Genomic DNA, 17,399 nt, shown 5'->3' with positions numbered 1-17,399 from the left:
GCGGCGTTCCTTGTGGGTAGTGAAAAAAAACGGCGCCGCAGCGCCGTTCGTCATGCAGGTATTGGCGAAATCAGCCCAGCTTTTCCAGCATCGCTTCGGCGCTCGACGCTTCAACGCCCTTGGCATCCAGGTCCAGCGTCTTGACCACGCCGTCTTCAACCAGCATCGCGTAGCGCTTCGAGCGCACGCCCATGCCGTGGGCCGAGTAATCGTTGTCCAGGCCCAGCGCCTTGGTGAACGTGGCGTTACCGTCGGCCATCATGCGCACGATACCGGTGGCTTTCTGATCGCGGCCCCAGGCGCCCATCACAAACGCGTCGTTGACCGAGATGCACCAGATTTCATCGACGCCCTTGGCTTTCAATGCGTCAGCATGCTTGACATAGCCCGGCACGTGCTGCACCGAGCAACCCGGCGTGAACGCGCCCGGCAGGCCGAAGATCACGATCTTCTTGCCCTTGACCAGATCGGCGACCTGGAACGTGTTCGGGCCCAGGCTGCAGCCTGCGGTTTCGTTCTCGATGAATTCGGCCAGCGTGCCGTCGGGCAGGCGTTCGCCAATCTGGATGCTCATGTTCGCTCCTGTGAAGGTTGTGTGAATCCGGCCATTATCGCCGATCCGGGCCCCGGACGTAAAAAGGGCCAGCTCGCGCCGGCCCTTTCAACGGCGGCTGGCTCGCGCCAGCCGTCATGCCAAAACTCAGTCGGCCTGCTTGCGCAGGAATGCCGGAATGTCGTAGGTCTCGACGCCATTGCGCTGCATCGCCTGCACCTGCTCGGATGCCTGCTCGCGGCGCCACACGGCCGGCTGCTTCATGCCGCCCAGCGCATCAGCGCTGGCCTTGCCGGCAGTCAGGCCGCCCGGCACGGCTGCGGCGCCCTGCATCACTGGCGCGTCGTAGGTACCGGTGCGCATGACTTGCTGCGGCTGGACCAGCTGGATCGACTTCTTGTTCTTGCCCAGGCCCGTCGCGACCACGGTCACGCGGATCTCGTCGCCCATGCTGTCGTCGTAAGCGATACCCTGTGCGATCGACGCGTCCGGCGCGGCGAAAGCGCGCACGGCGGCCATGACTTCCTTGATCTCTTTACCTTTCAGGCCACGGCTTGCGGTCACGTTGACCAGCACGCCCTTGGCGCCCGACAGGTCGATACCGTCGAGCAGCGGCGAGGCAACAGCCTGTTCGGCGGCGATGCGCGCGCGGTCGACGCCGGCGGCGGTCGCGGTGCCCATCATGGCCTTGCCCTGCTCGCCCATGATCGTCTTGACGTCGTTGAAGTCGACGTTGATATGGCCTGGCACGTTGATGATCTCGGCGATACCGGCGACCGCGTTGTTGAGCACATCGTCGGCATGCTGCATCCAGTCGAGCATGCTTTCATCTTCGTAGATGTCTTCGAGCTTTTCGTTCAGGATGACGATCAGGGAGTCGACGTGCTTGGTCAGTTCTTCGAGGCCCGCTTCGGCCACGTCCATGCACTTCTGGCCTTCGTACGAGAACGGCTTGGAGACGACAGCGACGGTCAGTGCGCCCATCGCCTTGGCCACTTCGGCCACGATCGGTGCGGCGCCGGTGCCGGTGCCGCCGCCCATGCCGGCGGCGATGAAGACCATGTGCGCGCCGCGCAGTGCGTCTTCGATGCGCGAGCGTGATTGTTCGGCGAGCTGGCGACCGACTTCAGGACGCATGCCTGCACCCAGGCCCGAGTCACCGATCTGGATGATGTTGCCGGCGCTCGATACGGCCAGCGCTTGCGCGTCCGTGTTCGCGGCGATGAACTCGACACCGGATACACCTTTATTGATCATGTGCTGAACCGCGTTGCCGCCGGCGCCACCGACGCCCACGACCTTGATCACGGTCCCCAGTGCTGCGTTATCGACCATATCGAACTCCATGATGTGCTCCCTAATTTTCAAAGTGCATTTACGGGAACGAGGCCTGTGCGTATCTGGTTCGCCGCCTCAAACCGGTATCTGCGATTGTATGTAAAAAACTGTAATTCGTGATGAAATTTCGCTACCTAATTTGTTACCAAGTGCTAGTGCGATTGCATGTGCGTCAGAAGTTCCCCGCGATCCACTCCTTCATGCGCTGCCAGACTGCCTTCACCGAACCATCCTGGCGCGTGACGATGTGTCCGCGCAGGTACTGTTTCTTTGCTTCGAGCAGCAAGCCAAGCACGGTTGCGTAGCGGGGGCTGCGCACCACATCGGCCAATTGCCCGCGGTAGTCCGGCGTGCCGAGGCGTGCCGGTTTGAGGAAGATGTCTTCCGCCATTTCGATCATGCCGGGCATGATCGCGCTGCCGCCAGTCAGAACGATGCCGGACGACAGCACGCCTTCGTAGCCCGATTCGCGCACCGCCTGGTGCACCATCGCAAACAGCTCCTCCACCCGGGGCTCGATCACGGCCGCTAAAGCCTGGCGCGACAGGGCGCGCGGGCCGCGGTCACCGAGACCTGGCACTTCGAGTGTCTCGCCCGGGTCGGCCAGCACCTGCTTGGCCACGCCGTAGCGGATCTTGATATCTTCGGCTTCGCCGGTCGGTGTGCGCAAGGCCATCGCGATGTCGCTGGTGATCTGGTCACCCGCGATCGGGATCACGGCCGTGTGGCGGATCGCGCCGTCCGAGAACACCGCGATGTCGGTGGTGCCGCCGCCGATGTCGATCAGCACCACGCCCAGTTCTTTCTCGTCGACCGTCAGCACTGCGTCGGCGGACGCCATCGGCTGCAGGATCAGGTCCGAGACCTCGAGACCGCAGCGGCGCACGCACTTTACAATGTTTTGTACCGCGGAGACCGCACCGGTGACAATGTGCACCCGCACTTCGAGGCGGATGCCGCTCATGCCGATCGGTTCGCGCACGTCTTCCTGGTTGTCGACGATGAATTCCTGCGGCACCGTGTGCAGCAATTGCTGGTCGGTCGGGATGTTCACCGCCTTGGCCGTCTCGATCACGCGCGCCACGTCGGTCGCCGTGACTTCCTTCTCCTTGATCGCCACCATCCCGCTCGAATTGAACGAACGGATATGGCTGCCGGCGATGCCGGCATAGACGTTGCGGATCTTGCAATCCGCCATCAGCTCGGCCTCTTCCAGCGCGCGCTGGATCGATTCGACGGTGGCCTCGATGTTGACGACCACGCCTTTCTTCAATCCCCTGGACTCGTGCTGACCCAGCCCGATCACCTCGTGGCGTCCGTCGGACATCACTTCGGCGACCACGGCCACCACCTTGGAGGTGCCGATGTCGAGACCGACGATCAGGTTTTTCGCGTCTTTTGTCATTGCTGTAGCCTGCTCAGATTTGCTTGGTTGTTGTATTGGTTTTTGTATTCGGTGCGGCTTTGGGTTTCTTGGCTGCCTTGACCGGCTTGGTCGCATCCAGCGGCACGTTCAGCGCCGCCGACGACAAGGCCAGTCCGTTCGGATAGCGCATATCGATCGTATCGATACGGCCCTCCTGCAGCCGGGCCACCAGCTGCGGGTACACGCCGACCAGGCGCGCGACGCGCTTGTTCAACGTGTTGCGATCCTGTTCGCGTCCCAGTTCGACGCTCATGCCATTATCCAGCTTCACGGTCCATGCATAGCGATTCGATAGCGACAACGCGTGCGGCACCAGCGCCACCTTGGCAAACGCCGTGCGCAATTCATTGAAACGCGCCAGCACATCCTTCTCGCTGCCCACCGGTCCATCGAACTCCGGCAGCGTCTGTTCATCGTCGGCTTCGGCGATATTGGCCGTAAACACGTCGCCCTTGACCGACAGCAGGCGGCCTTCGTCGCCCCAGGTACCGAGCGCCTCGTGCTCTTCGACTTCGACCACCAGCGCGTTGGGCCATTCGCGGCGCACCGTAGCGCGGCGTACCCAGGGCACGGTCTCGAACGTCGCGCGTACCTGCTCCAGGTCGGCAGTAAAGAAGTTGCCGCGAATTTTACCGACCACGCCGTTGCGCACGGTCAGTTCGTTCACGTGTTTCAGGTCGATCCCGTACATGCTCTCCACCGTCACCGAGCCCAGTGCGAACATCGGGCGCTGCGACAGCCACCAGACGCCGGTCACCAGCGCGGCGAGCACCGTCAGCGCCGTCAGGAAGCTGGCGGTTGCATTGAGGGAGCGGACGTCATGCCACATCGCTGTCAGTCCTTCACGTCGGGTTTGGCGCCCCGGTTGCCCATCTTGAGCCGGGCCGAACGCAGGATCTCGACGCACAGGTCTTCGTAGCCGATGCCCACCGCGCGCGCCGCCATCGGCACCAGCGAGTGCGTCGTCATGCCCGGGGACGTGTTCACCTCGAGCAGGAACGGACGCATATCGCTCTCGCGCACCAGCACGTCGACGCGCCCCCAGCCTTCGCAGCCCAGCGCGCGGTAGGCGTTCACCGCGTGACGCTGGATCTCCTGCGTCAGTTCGTCGGGCAGCGGCGCCGGGCAGTGGTATTGCGTGTCGTCGGTGAAGTACTTGTTCTGGTAGTCGTACTTGCCTTCGGGCGCGACGATCTCGACGATCGGCAGCGCGCGGGCAGCGGCGCCCTGCCCCAGCACGGCGACCGTGAATTCGCGGCCGGTGACGAACTGCTCGGCCAGCACCGCATCGTCCATGCTGGCCACGAGCGCAATCGCGTCCGCCAGCTGGTCGCGGTCGGTGACCTTGGTGATGCCGATGCTCGAGCCTTCGAGCGGCGGCTTGACGATCAGCGGCAGGCCCAGTTCGGCCACCAGCGCATCCAGATCGGTATCGGCGTCGACCGTTGCGTATTTTGGCGTTGGCACGCCCTCCATCAGCCACAGCTTCTTGGTGGTGATCTTGTCCATGCCGACGCTCGAGGCCATCACGCCGCTGCCCGTGTACGGAATGCCCAGCTGCTCGAGGGCGCCCTGCAGGCTGCCGTCTTCGCCGTAGCGGCCGTGCAGCGCGATGAACACGCGGTCAAAGCCCTGCGCGGCAAGATCGGCCAGGCTGTGCGTGCCCGGATCGAACGGGTGCGCATCGATGCCGCGGCTTTTCAAGGCCTGCAGCACGCCGTTGCCGGAAATGAGCGAGATTTCGCGCTCGGCCGAGCGGCCGCCGAACAGGACGCCGACCTTGCCGAAGACGGTGGCATCGAGAAGTTGAATGGTCGTCGTCATGCTCAGCCTTTCGCGTTGGTCAGTTGTTGCGGGATGCCGCTGATCGAGCCGGCGCCCATCGTCAGCACGACGTCACCGTCGCGCGCCACGTTCAGGATGGCGTCGCGCATCTCGGCGATCGACTCGACAAAGATCGGCTCGAGCTTGCCCGAGGTGCGCAGTGCGCGCGCCAGGGCGCGCCCGTCAGCGGCCACGATCGGCGCTTCACCGGCCGGGTACACATCGGCCAGCAGCAGCACGTCCGGCGTGGCCAGCACCTTCACGAAGTCTTCGAACAGGTCGCGCGTGCGGCTGTAGCGGTGCGGCTGGAACGCCAGCACGAGGCGCCGGCCAGGGTAGGCGGCGCGCGCAGCGGCCAGCGTGACTTCGGTTTCCACCGGGTGATGGCCAAAGTCGTCGACCAGCGTGAAGCTGCCGCCAGACCCCAAAGCCACGTCGCCGTAGCGCGTGAAGCGGCGGCCCACGCCGCGGAACTCCAGCAGGCCCTGGGCCGTGGCCGCGTCGTCGATGCCGATTTCGCGCGCGATGGCAATCGCCGAGCAGGCGTTGAGCACATTGTGCATGCCGGGCTGGTTCAGCACGAACTTCGTGTCCGCGTAGCCTTCCTGGCGCACGGTGAAGTGCATGTGCGTGCCATCGGCGTAAGCATCCAGCGCGCGCACTTCGGCTTCTTCCGAAAAACCGTAGGTGGTGACCGGCTTGGTCACCTGCGGCAGGATCTCGCGCACGTGCTTGTCGTCGATGCACAGCATCACGCGGCCGTAGAACGGCAGGCGGTGCGTGAAATTGACGAACGCACTCTTGAGCTTCTCGAAGTCGTGCTCGTAGGTTTCCATGTGATCGGCGTCGATGTTCGTGATCACTTCGATCATCGGCGACAGGTTCAGGAACGACGCGTCGGATTCATCGGCTTCGGCCACGATGTAGTCGCCGCTGCCCAGCGCCGCATTGGCGCCGGCGGCAGTCAGGCGGCCACCGATGACGAAGGTCGGATCGAGCCCGCCCTGCGCCAGGACCGATGCGACCAGGCTGGTCGTCGTCGTCTTGCCGTGCGTGCCAGCAATTGCGATGCCGCGCTTTAAGCGCATCAATTCGCCCAGCATGATCGCGCGCGGCACCACCGGCACTTTATTTGCGCGGGCGGCCACCACTTCCGGATTGGCTTCGTTCACGGCGGTCGAGGTCACGACGACGTCGGCGCCCGCCACATGGTCTTCATGGTGGCCCAGGTGCACGGTCGCGCCCAGGTCGGCCAGGCGCTGGCTGGCGGCATTGCTGCCCAGGTCCGAGCCCGACACCTGGTAGCCGAGATTGAGCAGCACTTCGGCGATGCCGCTCATGCCGCTGCCGCCGATGCCCACGAAGTGGATGTTCTTGATCTTGTGTTTCATGCTGCTTTTACCCTTGCTGCCAGTTGTTCGAGTTCGCGCGCGATCGCCTCATTGGCGTCGCGCTGGCCGACACGCGCTGCCGCCTGCGCCATGGCCAGGCACTGCTCGCGCGTCGTTTGCAGCAGACTTTTCAGCCGCTGTGGATTCAGTTCGCCCTGCGGCAGGTGCACTGCCGCGCCTTGCCCGTCCATCCAGATAGCGTTGTCGCGCTGGTGGCTCGTGGTGCTGGCCACGAACGGCACCAGCACGCTGGCCACGCCGGCCGCCGTCAGTTCGGACACCGTGATCGCGCCGGCGCGGCAGATCACCAGATCGGCGTCGGCGTACGCCGCCGCCATATTGTCGATGAAGTCGACCACATTGGCCTGCACGCCAGCCTGTGCATACGCGGCGCGCAGCGCATCGATATTCTTCTTGCCCGACTGGTGCGTGACGATCGGCCGTGCGGCCGGGTCGATCAGGCTCAGCGCCGCCGGCACGCCATCGTTGAGCACCTTGGCGCCCAGGCTGCCGCCCACGACCAGCACGCGCAGTACGCCCGTGCGACCGGCAAACCGTTCGGCGGGCGTTGGCAGATCGAGGATCTGCTGGCGCACCGGGTTGCCGGTGACGACCGCCTTGCCGGCTGCCTTGCCGAAATCGGCCGGGAAACCGAACAGCACACGCTGCGCCAGGGGCGTGAGCGTTTTGTTCGAGAGCAGCAGCGCGGCGTCGGCATTGATCAGGGCCAGCGGGATGCCGGCGGCGCGCGCCATCATGCCGCCCGGTACCGTCACGTAACCGCCCATGCCCAGCACCACGTCGGGCCGGCGCGCGGCCAGGTAGCGCCGGCAGGTCGCAAAGGCGGCTGCCATCTTGAGCGCGCCCTTGATGGTGTGCGCCAGGCCCTTGCCGCGCAGGCCGGCGAAGTCGATCGTGTCCATGTCGATGCCGGCTTTCGGCACCAGATCGGTCTCCATGCCGTGGGCGGTGCCCAGCCAGCTTACTTCCCAGCCACGCGCGCGCATCGTTTGCGCGATCGCGATGCCGGGGAAGATGTGGCCACCGGTGCCGGCGGCCATGATCATCAGCTTTTTGGTCATGTGCGGCCTCCGCGCATGCGCACGCGATTTTCGTAATCGATGCGCAGCAGGATCGCCAGGCCGACGCAGTTGAACAGCACGCCCGAACCACCAAAGCTCATCAGCGGCAAGGTCAGGCCCTTGGTTGGCAACAGGCCCAGGTTCACGCCCATATTGATGAAGGTCTGCACGCCGATCCAGATGCCGATGCCTTTCGCGGCCAGGCCGGCGAATACCTGTTCGAGCGCGATCGCCTGGCGGCCGATGTCAAAGGCGCGCTTGACGAGCCAGTAGAACATCGCCACCACGACCAGCACGCCGACCAGCCCCAGTTCTTCGCCAATCACCGCCATGATGAAGTCGGTGTGTGCTTCAGGCAGGTAGAACAGTTTTTCGACCGAGCCGCCCAGGCCCACGCCAAAGAATTCGCCACGACCGAACGCGATCAGCGAGTGTGTCAGCTGGTAGGCCTTGTCCAGCGCATTGCCCTCTTCCCACGGGTTCAGGTAAGCGAACATGCGCGCACGGCGGAATGGCGAGAGCGCGATGATCGCGCTGAAGATCACGACCAGCAGCGCGCCAATGCCGCCGAACCAGATGATGTTGATCCCGCCCAGGAACAGGATGCCCATGGCGATGCAGACGATCACGCCGAAGGCGCCCAGATCCGGCTCCATCAGCAAGAGGCCGCCCACCAGGCCAATGGCCACGACCATCGGCACGAAGCCCTTGGTCAGCTTGTGCATGTACTCTTGCTTGCGCACCGTGAAGTCGGCCGCGTACAGCACCACGGCGATCTTCATGATTTCGGACGGCTGCACCATGAAGACCTTCAGCGACAGCCAGCGGCGCGCGCCGTTGACCGACACGCCCAGGCCTGGAATCAGGACCAGCACCAGCAGCACCAGCGTGCCGATGAAGATCATCGGTGCATGCCGCTGCCAGACCGCGATCGGCACGCGGAACACGACCGCCGCGGCCACCATCGAGACGAGGATGTAGACCGCCTGGCGGTACAGGAAGTATTCGTTGCGGTCCTGCAGGTAGCGGAATTTCGGCGAATCGGGCAGCGCAATCGACGCCGAGTACACCATCACCATGCCAAACAGCATCAGGAGCAGCGTGACCCAGACCAGCGGCTGGTCGTAGTCCATCATTTTGGACGGCCGGCTGCGCCCGTCGACGGTGGCGTCGACGGCGTTGCCGGAAAACTTGAAGGGCAGCTGGAAGGCCATCAGATCTCCTGCCCTTTATCGAGTGCGATGTCGCGCACGGTCTCGACGAACACCTGCGCGCGGTGCGCATAATTGGTGAACATGTCCAGGCTGGCGCACGCAGGGGAAAGTAATACTGCGTCGCCGGAGCGCGCCAGACCGGCCGCGCGGCGCACTGCCTGCGGCAAGTCGTCGAGGTCGAACGCCGGCACGCCGGTCGCATCGATCGCGGCGCGCACGGCGGGCGCATCGCGGCCGATCAGCAGCACGGCGCGGGCATACGCCGCCACGGGCTGGGCCAGCGGCGAAAAGTCCTGCCCCTTGCCATCGCCACCGGCGATTAGCAGGATCTGCTGGTCGGCGCCGGCGAAGGCCTTGCCCAGGCCCTGCAGCGCCGCGACGGTGGCGCCGACATTGGTGCCCTTGCTGTCGTCGTAATAGTCGACGCCGTCGATGGTGGCCACCAGTTCGACGCGGTGCGGTTCGCCCGCATATTCGCGCAAGCCGTGCAGCAGCGGCGCGAGCGGCAGACCGCAGGCGCGGCACAGGGCCAGCGCGGCCAGTGCGTTGGCGGCATTGTGCAGGCCGCGAATCTTCAGGGCATCAGCCGGCATCAGGCGGCCCACGATCGCGTCGACCTGTTCGCGGATTTCGCCGCGTTTGAGTTTCTTGTCGCTCGCTTCGCCCGCCACCGCATTGGCCAGCCACAGCACGCCGCGCTCGTCGATCAGGCCGAAGCTGTCGGCGTCCTTTGGTTCATCGGTACCAAAGGTGAACAGCGGCGCATCGACCGCCATGCGCATCACGCGCGCATCGTCGCGATTCAGGACGCGCACGGTATCCGGGCCGAAGATGCGCGCCTTGTCGGCTGCGTAGGCATCCATCGTGCCGTGCCAGTCGAGGTGATCCTGGGTCAGGTTCAGCACCGTCGCGGCATCGGCCTTGAGACTGAACGTTGTATGCAACTGGAAGCTGGACAACTCCAGCACCCAGGCTTGCGGCAGCTCGTTCGCATCGATCGACTCGCGCAGCACGTCCAGCGCGGCCGGGCTGATATTGCCGGCCACGCGCGTGCTCAAACCGGCGCGGCGGCACAGCAGGCCGGTCAGGCTCGTCACCGTCGTCTTGCCGTTGGTGCCCGTGATCGCGATGACCTTCGGCGCATAGCCGCTGCTCTCGCGCAGGTGCGCCAGTGCCTGGGCGAACAGTTCGATCTCGCCCCAGACAGGAATGTCACGCGCAGCGGCGGCAGGCATGATGGCGGCCAGTTCGCGATCCGGGGCCAGGCCCGGGCTGACAGCGACGAAGTCGACGCCATCGAGCAGGTCGGCGCCAAATTCGCCGGCGACGAACTGCGCATCCGGCGCGGCCGCGCGCAGCGCCGGCAGGCGTTGCGGTTCCGCGCGCGTATCGGCCACGCGCACGCGTGCGCCGCCCCGCGCCAGCCAGTGCGCCATCGCGAGCCCCGATTCACCGAGGCCCAATACCAGTGCGAGTTTGCCGTTGTAATTCATTAGCGCAGCTTCAATGTGGACAGACCAACCAGGATCAGCACAATCGTCACGATCCAGAAGCGGACCACGACCTTGGTTTCGTTCCAGCCCTTTTGTTCAAAGTGGTGATGCAGCGGCGCCATCAAAAATACGCGGCGGCCGGTGCCATAGCGCTTCTTCGTGTACTTGAACCAGGTCACCTGGATGATCACGGACAGCGTTTCGGCCACGAACACGCCGCCCATGATGAACAGGACGATTTCCTGGCGCACGATGACGGCGATCGTGCCGAGCGCGCCGCCGAGGGCCAGCGCGCCGACGTCGCCCATGAACATCTGGGCCGGGTGCGCGTTGAACCACAAGAAGGCCAGGCCCGCGCCGGCCATTGCGCCGCAGAAGATCAGCAGTTCGCCAGCGCCCGGGATGTACGGGATCAAGAGGTATTTCGAGAACGTCACGCTGCCGGTGAGATACGCGAACAGGCCCAGGGCCGCACCGACCATCACGGTCGGCATGATCGCCAGGCCATCGAGGCCGTCGGTGAAGTTCACGGCATTGGACGCGCCGACGATCACGCAATAGGTCAGCGCGATGAAGCCCCAGACACCCAGCGGATAGCTGATGGTCTTGAAGAACGGGACGATCAGGTCGGCCTTTGGCGGCAGGCTCATCGAGAAGCCCGACTGCACCCAGGCGTAGAACAGTTGCGCGACTTCCCACGGATTGGCGGCCGAGACCGAGAACGCCAGATAAAGAGCAGATGCGATACCGATCAGCGACATCCAGAAGTATTTCTCGCGCGAGCGCATGCCTTCCGGGTCCTTGTAGACCACCTTGCGGTAATCGTCGACCCAGCCGACAGCGCCGAAGCCCATCGTCACGACCAGCACCGGCCAGATCAGGCGGTTCGACAGGTCGCACCACAGCAGCGTGGAGATGCCGATCGCGATCAGGACCAGCACGCCGCCCATCGTCGGGGTGCCGTGCTTGGTCAGGTGGCTTTGCGGACCGTAGGTACGCACGGCCTGGCCGACTTTCAGTTCGGTCAGTTTGCGGATGACGATCGGGCCGGCCACCAGGCCGATGGTGATGGCCGTGATGGTGGCGAACACCGCGCGGAACGTGAGGTAGTTAAACACGCGCAGCGGACCGAGATAGTCCTGAAAGTATTGTGCGAGCCAGAGAAGCATATTAGTGGGCGTCCTTGCCAAGGGGGGTTGATCCGGTCAGGTGCAGGACCACGCGTTCCATTTTCATGAAACGCGAGCCCTTCACCAGCACAGTCGCGTCCGTATTGCTGCCCAGTTTTTTATCCAGTGCTGCCAATAACTCGTCGAACTGCTCGTAATGCTGTGCTCCCGACGCGGCCAGATGGCGCGCCAGCTCGCCTGTCGCGAGCACGGTGTCGATGCCACGCGTGTGTGCGTAAGCCCCGATTTCTTCGTGAAATTCTTTTCCCTGCGCGCCGACCTCGCCCATGTCGCCCACCACGAGGATGCGCGGAGCAGGATACGCGGCCAGCACGTCAATGGCAGCGCGCATCGAGTCGGGATTGGCGTTGTAGGTGTCGTCGATGACGGTCGCGCCGCCGGCAGCTTGCTTGCGCTGCAGGCGCCCGCCGACCGGTGCGAAGGCCTCGAGGCCGCGCACGATGGCGTCCGGTTTGACACCGGCGCCCAAGGCGCAGGCAATCGCGGCCAGCGCGTTGCGCACATTGTGTTCGCCGGCCGCGGCCAGCTTGACGGCGAACTGCGCACCGCGCGCGCTCACCTGCAGGTCGCTGCCAAAGCCGTTGCTCGTGTAGTCGGCGCGCACGTCGCAGGTGTCAGTCAGGCCAAACGTGATGACATCGCAGGCAGCCAGGCCGCGCCACAGGTCGGTGTACTGGTCGTCGCCCGGGAACACGGCCACGCCGTTTGGTGCCAGCGCTTGCAGCACGGCGCCATTTTCGCGCGCCACCGCTTCCACGGTGTGCATGAATTCCTGGTGCTCGCGCTGCGCATTGTTCACCAGCGCGACCGTCGGCGCGGCGATGGCCGCCAGGCGGGCGATCTCGCCCGGATGGTTCATGCCCAGCTCCACCACCGCGGCGCGATGGGAAGCCGTCAGGCGGAACAGCGTGAGGGGCACGCCGATCTCGTTGTTCAGATTACCCTGCGTGGCCAGGCGCGCTTCTTCGCCCACTGCGGCCGCCAGGATCGACGCGATCATTTCCTTGACCGTCGTCTTGCCGTTGCTGCCGGTCACGCCGATGACGGGCAGATCGAACCCCGTGCGCCAGGCATGCGCGATGCGGCCCAGCGCAACCAGCGTGTCGGGCACGACGATCGCCGGCAGCGTCCAGCCTTCCGGCAGCGCCGACACGACCACCGCCGCGACGTCGCGCGCGGCGACCTGGTCGAGGAAATCGTGGGCATCGAACGACTCGCCGCGCAGTGCGACAAACAGCGCGCCAGCGTCGACCTTGCGGCTGTCGGTCGACACGCCACCAAAGGCGACATCCGCGCCGACGAGGCGCGCGCCGGGAATGGCCGCCACGAGTTGTGCCAGGGTACCGCGCATCAATGCGTCCTCAACATGGTAAGCCGCGCCGTCAATGCGAGCGAAGCGTGGTCCGTATCCGAAAACGGCATCTTGCGTCCCTTGATTTCCTGGTAAGGCTCATGGCCCTTCCCGGCCAGCAGGATCACGTCCTGCTTGGCCGCCTGTTTCACGGCCAGCAGAATGGCCGACGCGCGGTCTTCCACCGTCTGCAGGCGCGAGCCCGGGGCATTGGCATCCATTCCCGCCACGATCTGGGCGATGATGGCCGCTGGCTCTTCGCTGCGCGGGTTGTCGCTGGTGACGAGCACCTGGTCGGCGGCCTGCGCGATGCGGCCCATCTGCGGGCGCTTGCCCGGGTCGCGGTCGCCCCCGCAGCCAAACACGCACCACAACTGGCCGCCGCGGTCAGCCGCCACCTGGCGCAGCGCGTCCAGGGTTTTTTCCAGCGCGTCCGGCGTGTGCGCGTAGTCGATCACGACCATCGGCGCATCCTGTCCGCCCATCTGCTGCATGCGGCCCGGCGCCGGGACCAGCGATTCGATCGCCTCGACCGCACTTTTGAGCGCCACGCCGCGCGCCAGCAAGGCGCCCAGCACCGCCAGCGTGTTGCTCACGTTGTAGTTGCCCACCAGGCGGCTGCGGATGGTCGCGCTGCCCGCCGGCGTCTCGACCTGGCATTCGGTGCCGGCGTTCTTGCTGCGCATGCCGCTGGCGCGCAGGACCGCCACGCCATCCGGCGCTGCTGTCGCATCCAACGTGTAGCCCGTCACGGCCAGCGCCGGGAAGTTCGCGCGCAGATGCGCCACCAGACGCTGCCCGGCCGCGTCATCAAGGTTCACGATCGCATGCTTCAGGCCTGGCCACTCGAACAGCTTGACCTTGGCCGCCTCGTAACTGGCCATGTCGCCATGGAAGTCGAGGTGGTCGCGTGTCAGGTTCGTGAAGATCGCCACGTCGACATGCATGCCGGCCGTGCGCTGCTGCACCAGGCCGATGGACGAGGCTTCGATTGCCAGCGCCGTGACGCCCTTGCCGTTCAGCTCCGCCAGCGTCTGCGCCAGCAGCACGGCGTCCGGCGTCGTATAGCCGGTGACGTCGAACTGCGCTTCGGTCTTTGCCTTGGGCGCGATAACGCCCACGCCCAGCGTGCCGATCACGCCCGCGGTCTCGCCCAGGCGCGCCAGCGCTTGCGCGGTCCACAGCGCGCACGAGGTCTTCCCATTGGTGCCGGTGACGGCGACGGTAAACATCGCGCTGTCCGGCTGGCCCAGCACCGCGTGCGCGATCGGGCCGGCCAGCTGCCTGAGGCCGGCCACGGCCAGGTGTGGCGTCGTGACTGTGTCAGGCCAGGTGAAGTCCTGATCGTCATACACGATGGCGGCGGCGCCCGCGTCGGCAGCGGCGCCGATGAAGCGGCGGCCATCCTGCGCGTCGCCCGGACAGGCAAAGAACACGTCGCCCGGCTGCACGCGGCGCGAGTCGGAAACGAGACGGCCGCCCGGTGCGGCGGCGGCGATCCAGCTGCGGATGTCGTTCAGGCCTGGGCTCATCACATGCTCTCCTCTAATGGGACTTCCGGAATGATGATGTCCGTGATGGAGGAATCGGGCGGCACGTTGGCCGCGCGCAGCGCGCTGGCAAACAGGTCGGCGGCCGTCGGTGCGGCGACGCTGCCGCCGGTGCGCAGGGCGCCGCTCGGATCGTCGACCATCACGGCGATGATGAAGCGCGGCTTGGACATCGGCCCGATGCCGGCGAAATAGCCGATATTGTTGGTGCGCGAGTAGCGGCCGTTGACGATCTTTTCGGCCGTGCCGGTCTTGCCGCCGATGCGGTAGCCGGCCACCTGCGCCTTCGACGCCGTGCCTTGCGGGCCGACCACCGATTCGAGCATCGTGCGCACCTGCGCTGCGGTCTTGGGCGAAATCACCTGCTGGCCGACCGGCTCTTCATTGACCTTCACGAATGACAGCGGAATGATGTCGCCGTTGCGGGCGAAGATCATGTACGAACGCGCCATCTGCAGCAGCGACACCGACAGGCCGTGGCCAAAGGCCATGTTGGCGTACTCGATCGGGCGCCACGATTTCCATGGCCGTACGCGGCCGGCGGTCGCGCCAGGGAAGCCGAAGCGCGGCGCCTGGCCGTAGCCGACCTTGGTGTACATCTCCCACATTTCCTGCGGCGGGATGCGCTGCGACACCTTGACAGCGCCGATATTCGACGACTTCTGGATGATGCCGCTGACCGTCTGCACGCCGTAGTTGTGCGTGTCGCGAATGCGCTTGCCGGTGATCGTCATCCAGCCCGGGTTGTTGTCGAACACCGTGTCGGGCGTGATGCGGCCCGTGTCCAGGCCCAGGCCGATGGTGATCGGCTTGATCGTCGAACCTGGCTCGAACGTATCGGTGATGACGCGGTTGCGCAGCTGCTCGCCGGTCAGCTTGGAGCGGTCGTTCGGGTTGTAGGTCGGGTAGTTCGCCAGCGCCAGCACTTCGCCCGTATGGACGTCGAGCACCACGGCGGCGCCGGCCTTCGCATTGAACTTCTCGACGGCGTTCTTGATGCTGGTAAACGCAATGTACTGCAGCTTGCTGTCGACCGACAGCGTCAGGTCGCGGCCCTGGTGCGGTTCGCGGAACATGCCCAGATCTTCGGCGATGTGGCCCAGGCGGTCCTTGATCACGCGGCGGCTGCCAGGTACGCCCATCAGCGTTTTCTGGTGTTGCAGCTCCATGCCTTCCTGGCCCTTGTCTTCCACATTGGTGAAACCGACCAGGTGGGTGACGACTTCGCCCTGCGGGTAGAAGCGCTTGTATTCCTTGCGCGTGTCGAGGCCATTGATCTTGAGCTTCTCGATTTCGGCGATGATCGGCATTTCAACCTGGCGCTTCAGGTAGACGAAGGTGCGGTCCGAGTCGAGTTTCTTGCGGATGTCGGCTTCGGGCATGCCCAGCAGCTTGGCCAGCGCCGTGATTTTCTCCGGCGGCGAGGCCAGCACGTCTTCGGGGATCGCCCACACGGCGCGCACCGGCAGCGACGTGGCCAGCACGGCGCCGTTGCGGTCGAGGATGCGGCCACGCGTGGCCGGCAGTTCGAGCGTGCGCTCGTAGCGGCTCTTGCCCTGGCTTTGCAGGAACTGGTTCGATACGCCCTGCAGCCAGACGGCGCGCACGGCCAGCGCGGCGAACGACGCGAACAGGATGAACAGCATCAGGCGCGAACGCCAGTCGGGCAGGCGCACTGCGAGCACCGGGCTCTTGGTGAATGCAACGCCCTTCGAGGCAGCAACGCGTGCGCCGGATTTGGAAGCACCGCGCGTCATGGGGCGCCTTCGGTCAGGTATTGGGTACGGGCGGGCGTGAGCGGCGCCATGTTCAGTTCGGAACGGGCGATCTGCTCGATGCGATCGTTCTTGGCCAGGCGCGACTGGTCGAGCTGGAGCTGGTCCCAGTCGACGTCGAGCTGGCGCGCATGCTGCTGCAGGCGCTCAAGTTCGATCAGCAAGTGGCGCGCCTGATAGCGGGCATTGACGACCGACAGCGCGCAGCCGACCAGCAGCGTGGTGAGAAGCACATTGACCTTCACGCTCATGTCGGCGTTCCCAGGCGTTCGGCGACGCGCAGCACGGCCGAGCGCGAGCGCGGGTTGTCCGACACTTCGGCATCCGATGGCTTGATCTTCGTGATCAGCTTCATCAACGGCTGCGGCAGGTCGACGGCGCGGATCGGCAGGCGGCGGTCGGGCTGCTCGACATTGGCTTTGGATGCGAAGAATTGCTTGACCATGCGGTCTTCCAGCGAGTGAAAGCTGATCACCGACATGCGGGCGCCGGGCGCGAGCATGCTGTAGGCAGCGGTCAACCCCGCTTCGAGGTCTTCAAGCTCTTGATTGATGAAAATCCGGATAGCCTGAAAGGTCCTGGTTGCCGGATCCTTGCCTTTTTCCCTGCTTTTGACCGTGTTTGCCACGATTGCGGCAAGCTGTCGTGTGCTTGAAATTGGTTCGACTGCGCGGCGAGCAACAATCGCCTTTGCAATCTGAAAAGCAAACCGCTCTTCTCCATAATTGCGTATCACCTTTTCCAAATGGTTTTGCTCTGCCGTCGCAACCCATTCGGCCGCCGACATGCCGCGCGTGGTGTCCATGCGCATGTCGAGGGGGCCGTCCTGGCGGAAGCTGAAGCCGCGGCTGGCGTCGTCGACCTGGGGCGACGAAATGCCCAGGTCAAGCAGGATGCCGTCGACCTGATGAATGCCGCGCGCGGCAAGCGCGTCGGCCATCGTGGCAAAGCTGTCGTGAACAATGCTGAAACGCGGATCGTTGATCTGCTCCGCGGTTGCAATGGCTTGCGGGTCCTTGTCGAACGCGATCAGGCGCCCCTCGGGCGCCAGGCGCGACAGCAGCAGGCGGCTGTGACCGCCGCGACCGAAGGTCCCGTCTATATACGTACCGGAAGCACGTGCGCCGCTCAGCTCGAGCGCATCGACTGCTTCGTCAAGTAGCACCGTGCGATGCTGATAATCAGGCACCGTCAAAGAATCCGTCATCGGCG

15 protein-coding genes are annotated in these 17,399 nt (G+C 65.1%); all 15 read right to left on the bottom strand.

Annotation, left to right across the window (positions count from 1 at the left end; genetic code table 11):
* Nucleotides 1-70 precede the first annotated feature (70 nt).
* Nucleotides 71-574, bottom strand: coding sequence for a peroxiredoxin (locus AC1MGT_RS16130; RefSeq protein WP_332533075.1), 504 nt, complete (start codon nt 572-574; stop codon nt 71-73).
* A gap of 126 nt (nt 575-700) precedes the next feature.
* Complete coding sequence (gene ftsZ, locus AC1MGT_RS16125) at nt 701-1,900, bottom strand: cell division protein FtsZ (protein WP_499501015.1); 1,200 nt, start codon at nt 1,898-1,900, stop codon at nt 701-703.
* A 163-nt stretch (nt 1,901-2,063) separates the two neighbouring features.
* A complete protein-coding gene (gene ftsA / locus AC1MGT_RS16120) occupies nt 2,064-3,296 on the bottom strand; it encodes a cell division protein FtsA (RefSeq protein ID WP_183557224.1) in 1,233 nt (410 codons plus the stop codon).
* 13 nt (nt 3,297-3,309) lie between these two features.
* Nucleotides 3,310-4,146 carry a cell division protein FtsQ/DivIB gene (locus tag AC1MGT_RS16115; protein WP_183557221.1) on the bottom strand — a complete coding sequence of 279 codons (837 nt, stop codon included), beginning with the start codon at nt 4,144-4,146 and terminating at the stop codon, nt 3,310-3,312.
* A 5-nt stretch (nt 4,147-4,151) separates the two neighbouring features.
* Nucleotides 4,152-5,141, bottom strand: a complete 990-nt coding sequence (locus AC1MGT_RS16110) for a D-alanine--D-alanine ligase (protein ID WP_499501014.1) — start codon at nt 5,139-5,141, stop codon at nt 4,152-4,154.
* Between the two features lie 2 nt (nt 5,142-5,143).
* Complete coding sequence (gene murC, locus AC1MGT_RS16105) at nt 5,144-6,532, bottom strand: UDP-N-acetylmuramate--L-alanine ligase (RefSeq protein WP_499501013.1); 1,389 nt, start codon at nt 6,530-6,532, stop codon at nt 5,144-5,146.
* The gene (gene murG / locus AC1MGT_RS16100) at nt 6,529-7,614 is read right to left on the bottom strand and encodes an undecaprenyldiphospho-muramoylpentapeptide beta-N-acetylglucosaminyltransferase (protein ID WP_499501012.1); all 1,086 of its coding nucleotides are present in this window, start codon (nt 7,612-7,614) and stop codon (nt 6,529-6,531) included. The genes murC and murG overlap by 4 nt, the downstream gene beginning before the upstream one ends.
* The gene (gene ftsW, locus AC1MGT_RS16095) at nt 7,611-8,828 is read right to left on the bottom strand and encodes a putative lipid II flippase FtsW (RefSeq protein WP_332533070.1); all 1,218 of its coding nucleotides are present in this window, start codon (nt 8,826-8,828) and stop codon (nt 7,611-7,613) included. Before ftsW ends, murG begins: the two co-directional genes overlap by 4 nt.
* Nucleotides 8,828-10,321 (bottom strand): UDP-N-acetylmuramoyl-L-alanine--D-glutamate ligase, encoded by a 1,494-nt coding sequence (gene murD / locus AC1MGT_RS16090; protein ID WP_499501011.1) that lies wholly within the window; start codon nt 10,319-10,321, stop codon nt 8,828-8,830. Before murD ends, ftsW begins: the two co-directional genes overlap by 1 nt.
* Nucleotides 10,321-11,490, bottom strand: a complete 1,170-nt coding sequence (mraY, locus tag AC1MGT_RS16085; protein WP_183557206.1) for a phospho-N-acetylmuramoyl-pentapeptide-transferase — start codon at nt 11,488-11,490, stop codon at nt 10,321-10,323. The genes murD and mraY overlap by 1 nt, the downstream gene beginning before the upstream one ends.
* A gap of 1 nt (nt 11,491) precedes the next feature.
* Nucleotides 11,492-12,862 (bottom strand): UDP-N-acetylmuramoyl-tripeptide--D-alanyl-D-alanine ligase, encoded by a 1,371-nt coding sequence (locus AC1MGT_RS16080; protein ID WP_499501010.1) that lies wholly within the window; start codon nt 12,860-12,862, stop codon nt 11,492-11,494.
* Nucleotides 12,862-14,394, bottom strand: coding sequence for a UDP-N-acetylmuramoyl-L-alanyl-D-glutamate--2,6-diaminopimelate ligase (locus tag AC1MGT_RS16075; protein WP_499501009.1), 1,533 nt, complete (start codon nt 14,392-14,394; stop codon nt 12,862-12,864). The genes AC1MGT_RS16080 and AC1MGT_RS16075 overlap by 1 nt, the downstream gene beginning before the upstream one ends.
* Entirely contained in the window at nt 14,394-16,169 is a 1,776-nt protein-coding gene (locus AC1MGT_RS16070; RefSeq protein ID WP_499501008.1) for a peptidoglycan D,D-transpeptidase FtsI family protein, read from the bottom strand. Before AC1MGT_RS16070 ends, AC1MGT_RS16075 begins: the two co-directional genes overlap by 1 nt.
* Nucleotides 16,166-16,438 (bottom strand): cell division protein FtsL, encoded by a 273-nt coding sequence (gene ftsL / locus AC1MGT_RS16065; RefSeq protein ID WP_499501007.1) that lies wholly within the window; start codon nt 16,436-16,438, stop codon nt 16,166-16,168. Before ftsL ends, AC1MGT_RS16070 begins: the two co-directional genes overlap by 4 nt.
* The gene (gene rsmH / locus AC1MGT_RS16060) at nt 16,435-17,394 is read right to left on the bottom strand and encodes a 16S rRNA (cytosine(1402)-N(4))-methyltransferase RsmH (RefSeq protein ID WP_499501006.1); all 960 of its coding nucleotides are present in this window, start codon (nt 17,392-17,394) and stop codon (nt 16,435-16,437) included. Before rsmH ends, ftsL begins: the two co-directional genes overlap by 4 nt.
* Between the last annotated feature and the right edge of the window lie 5 nt (nt 17,395-17,399).

It is taken from the genome of Telluria sp. BA11 (assembly GCF_056680305.1).
Note: the sequence above shows the minus strand (reverse complement) of the source record. Positions and strands in the feature narration are given on the sequence as shown.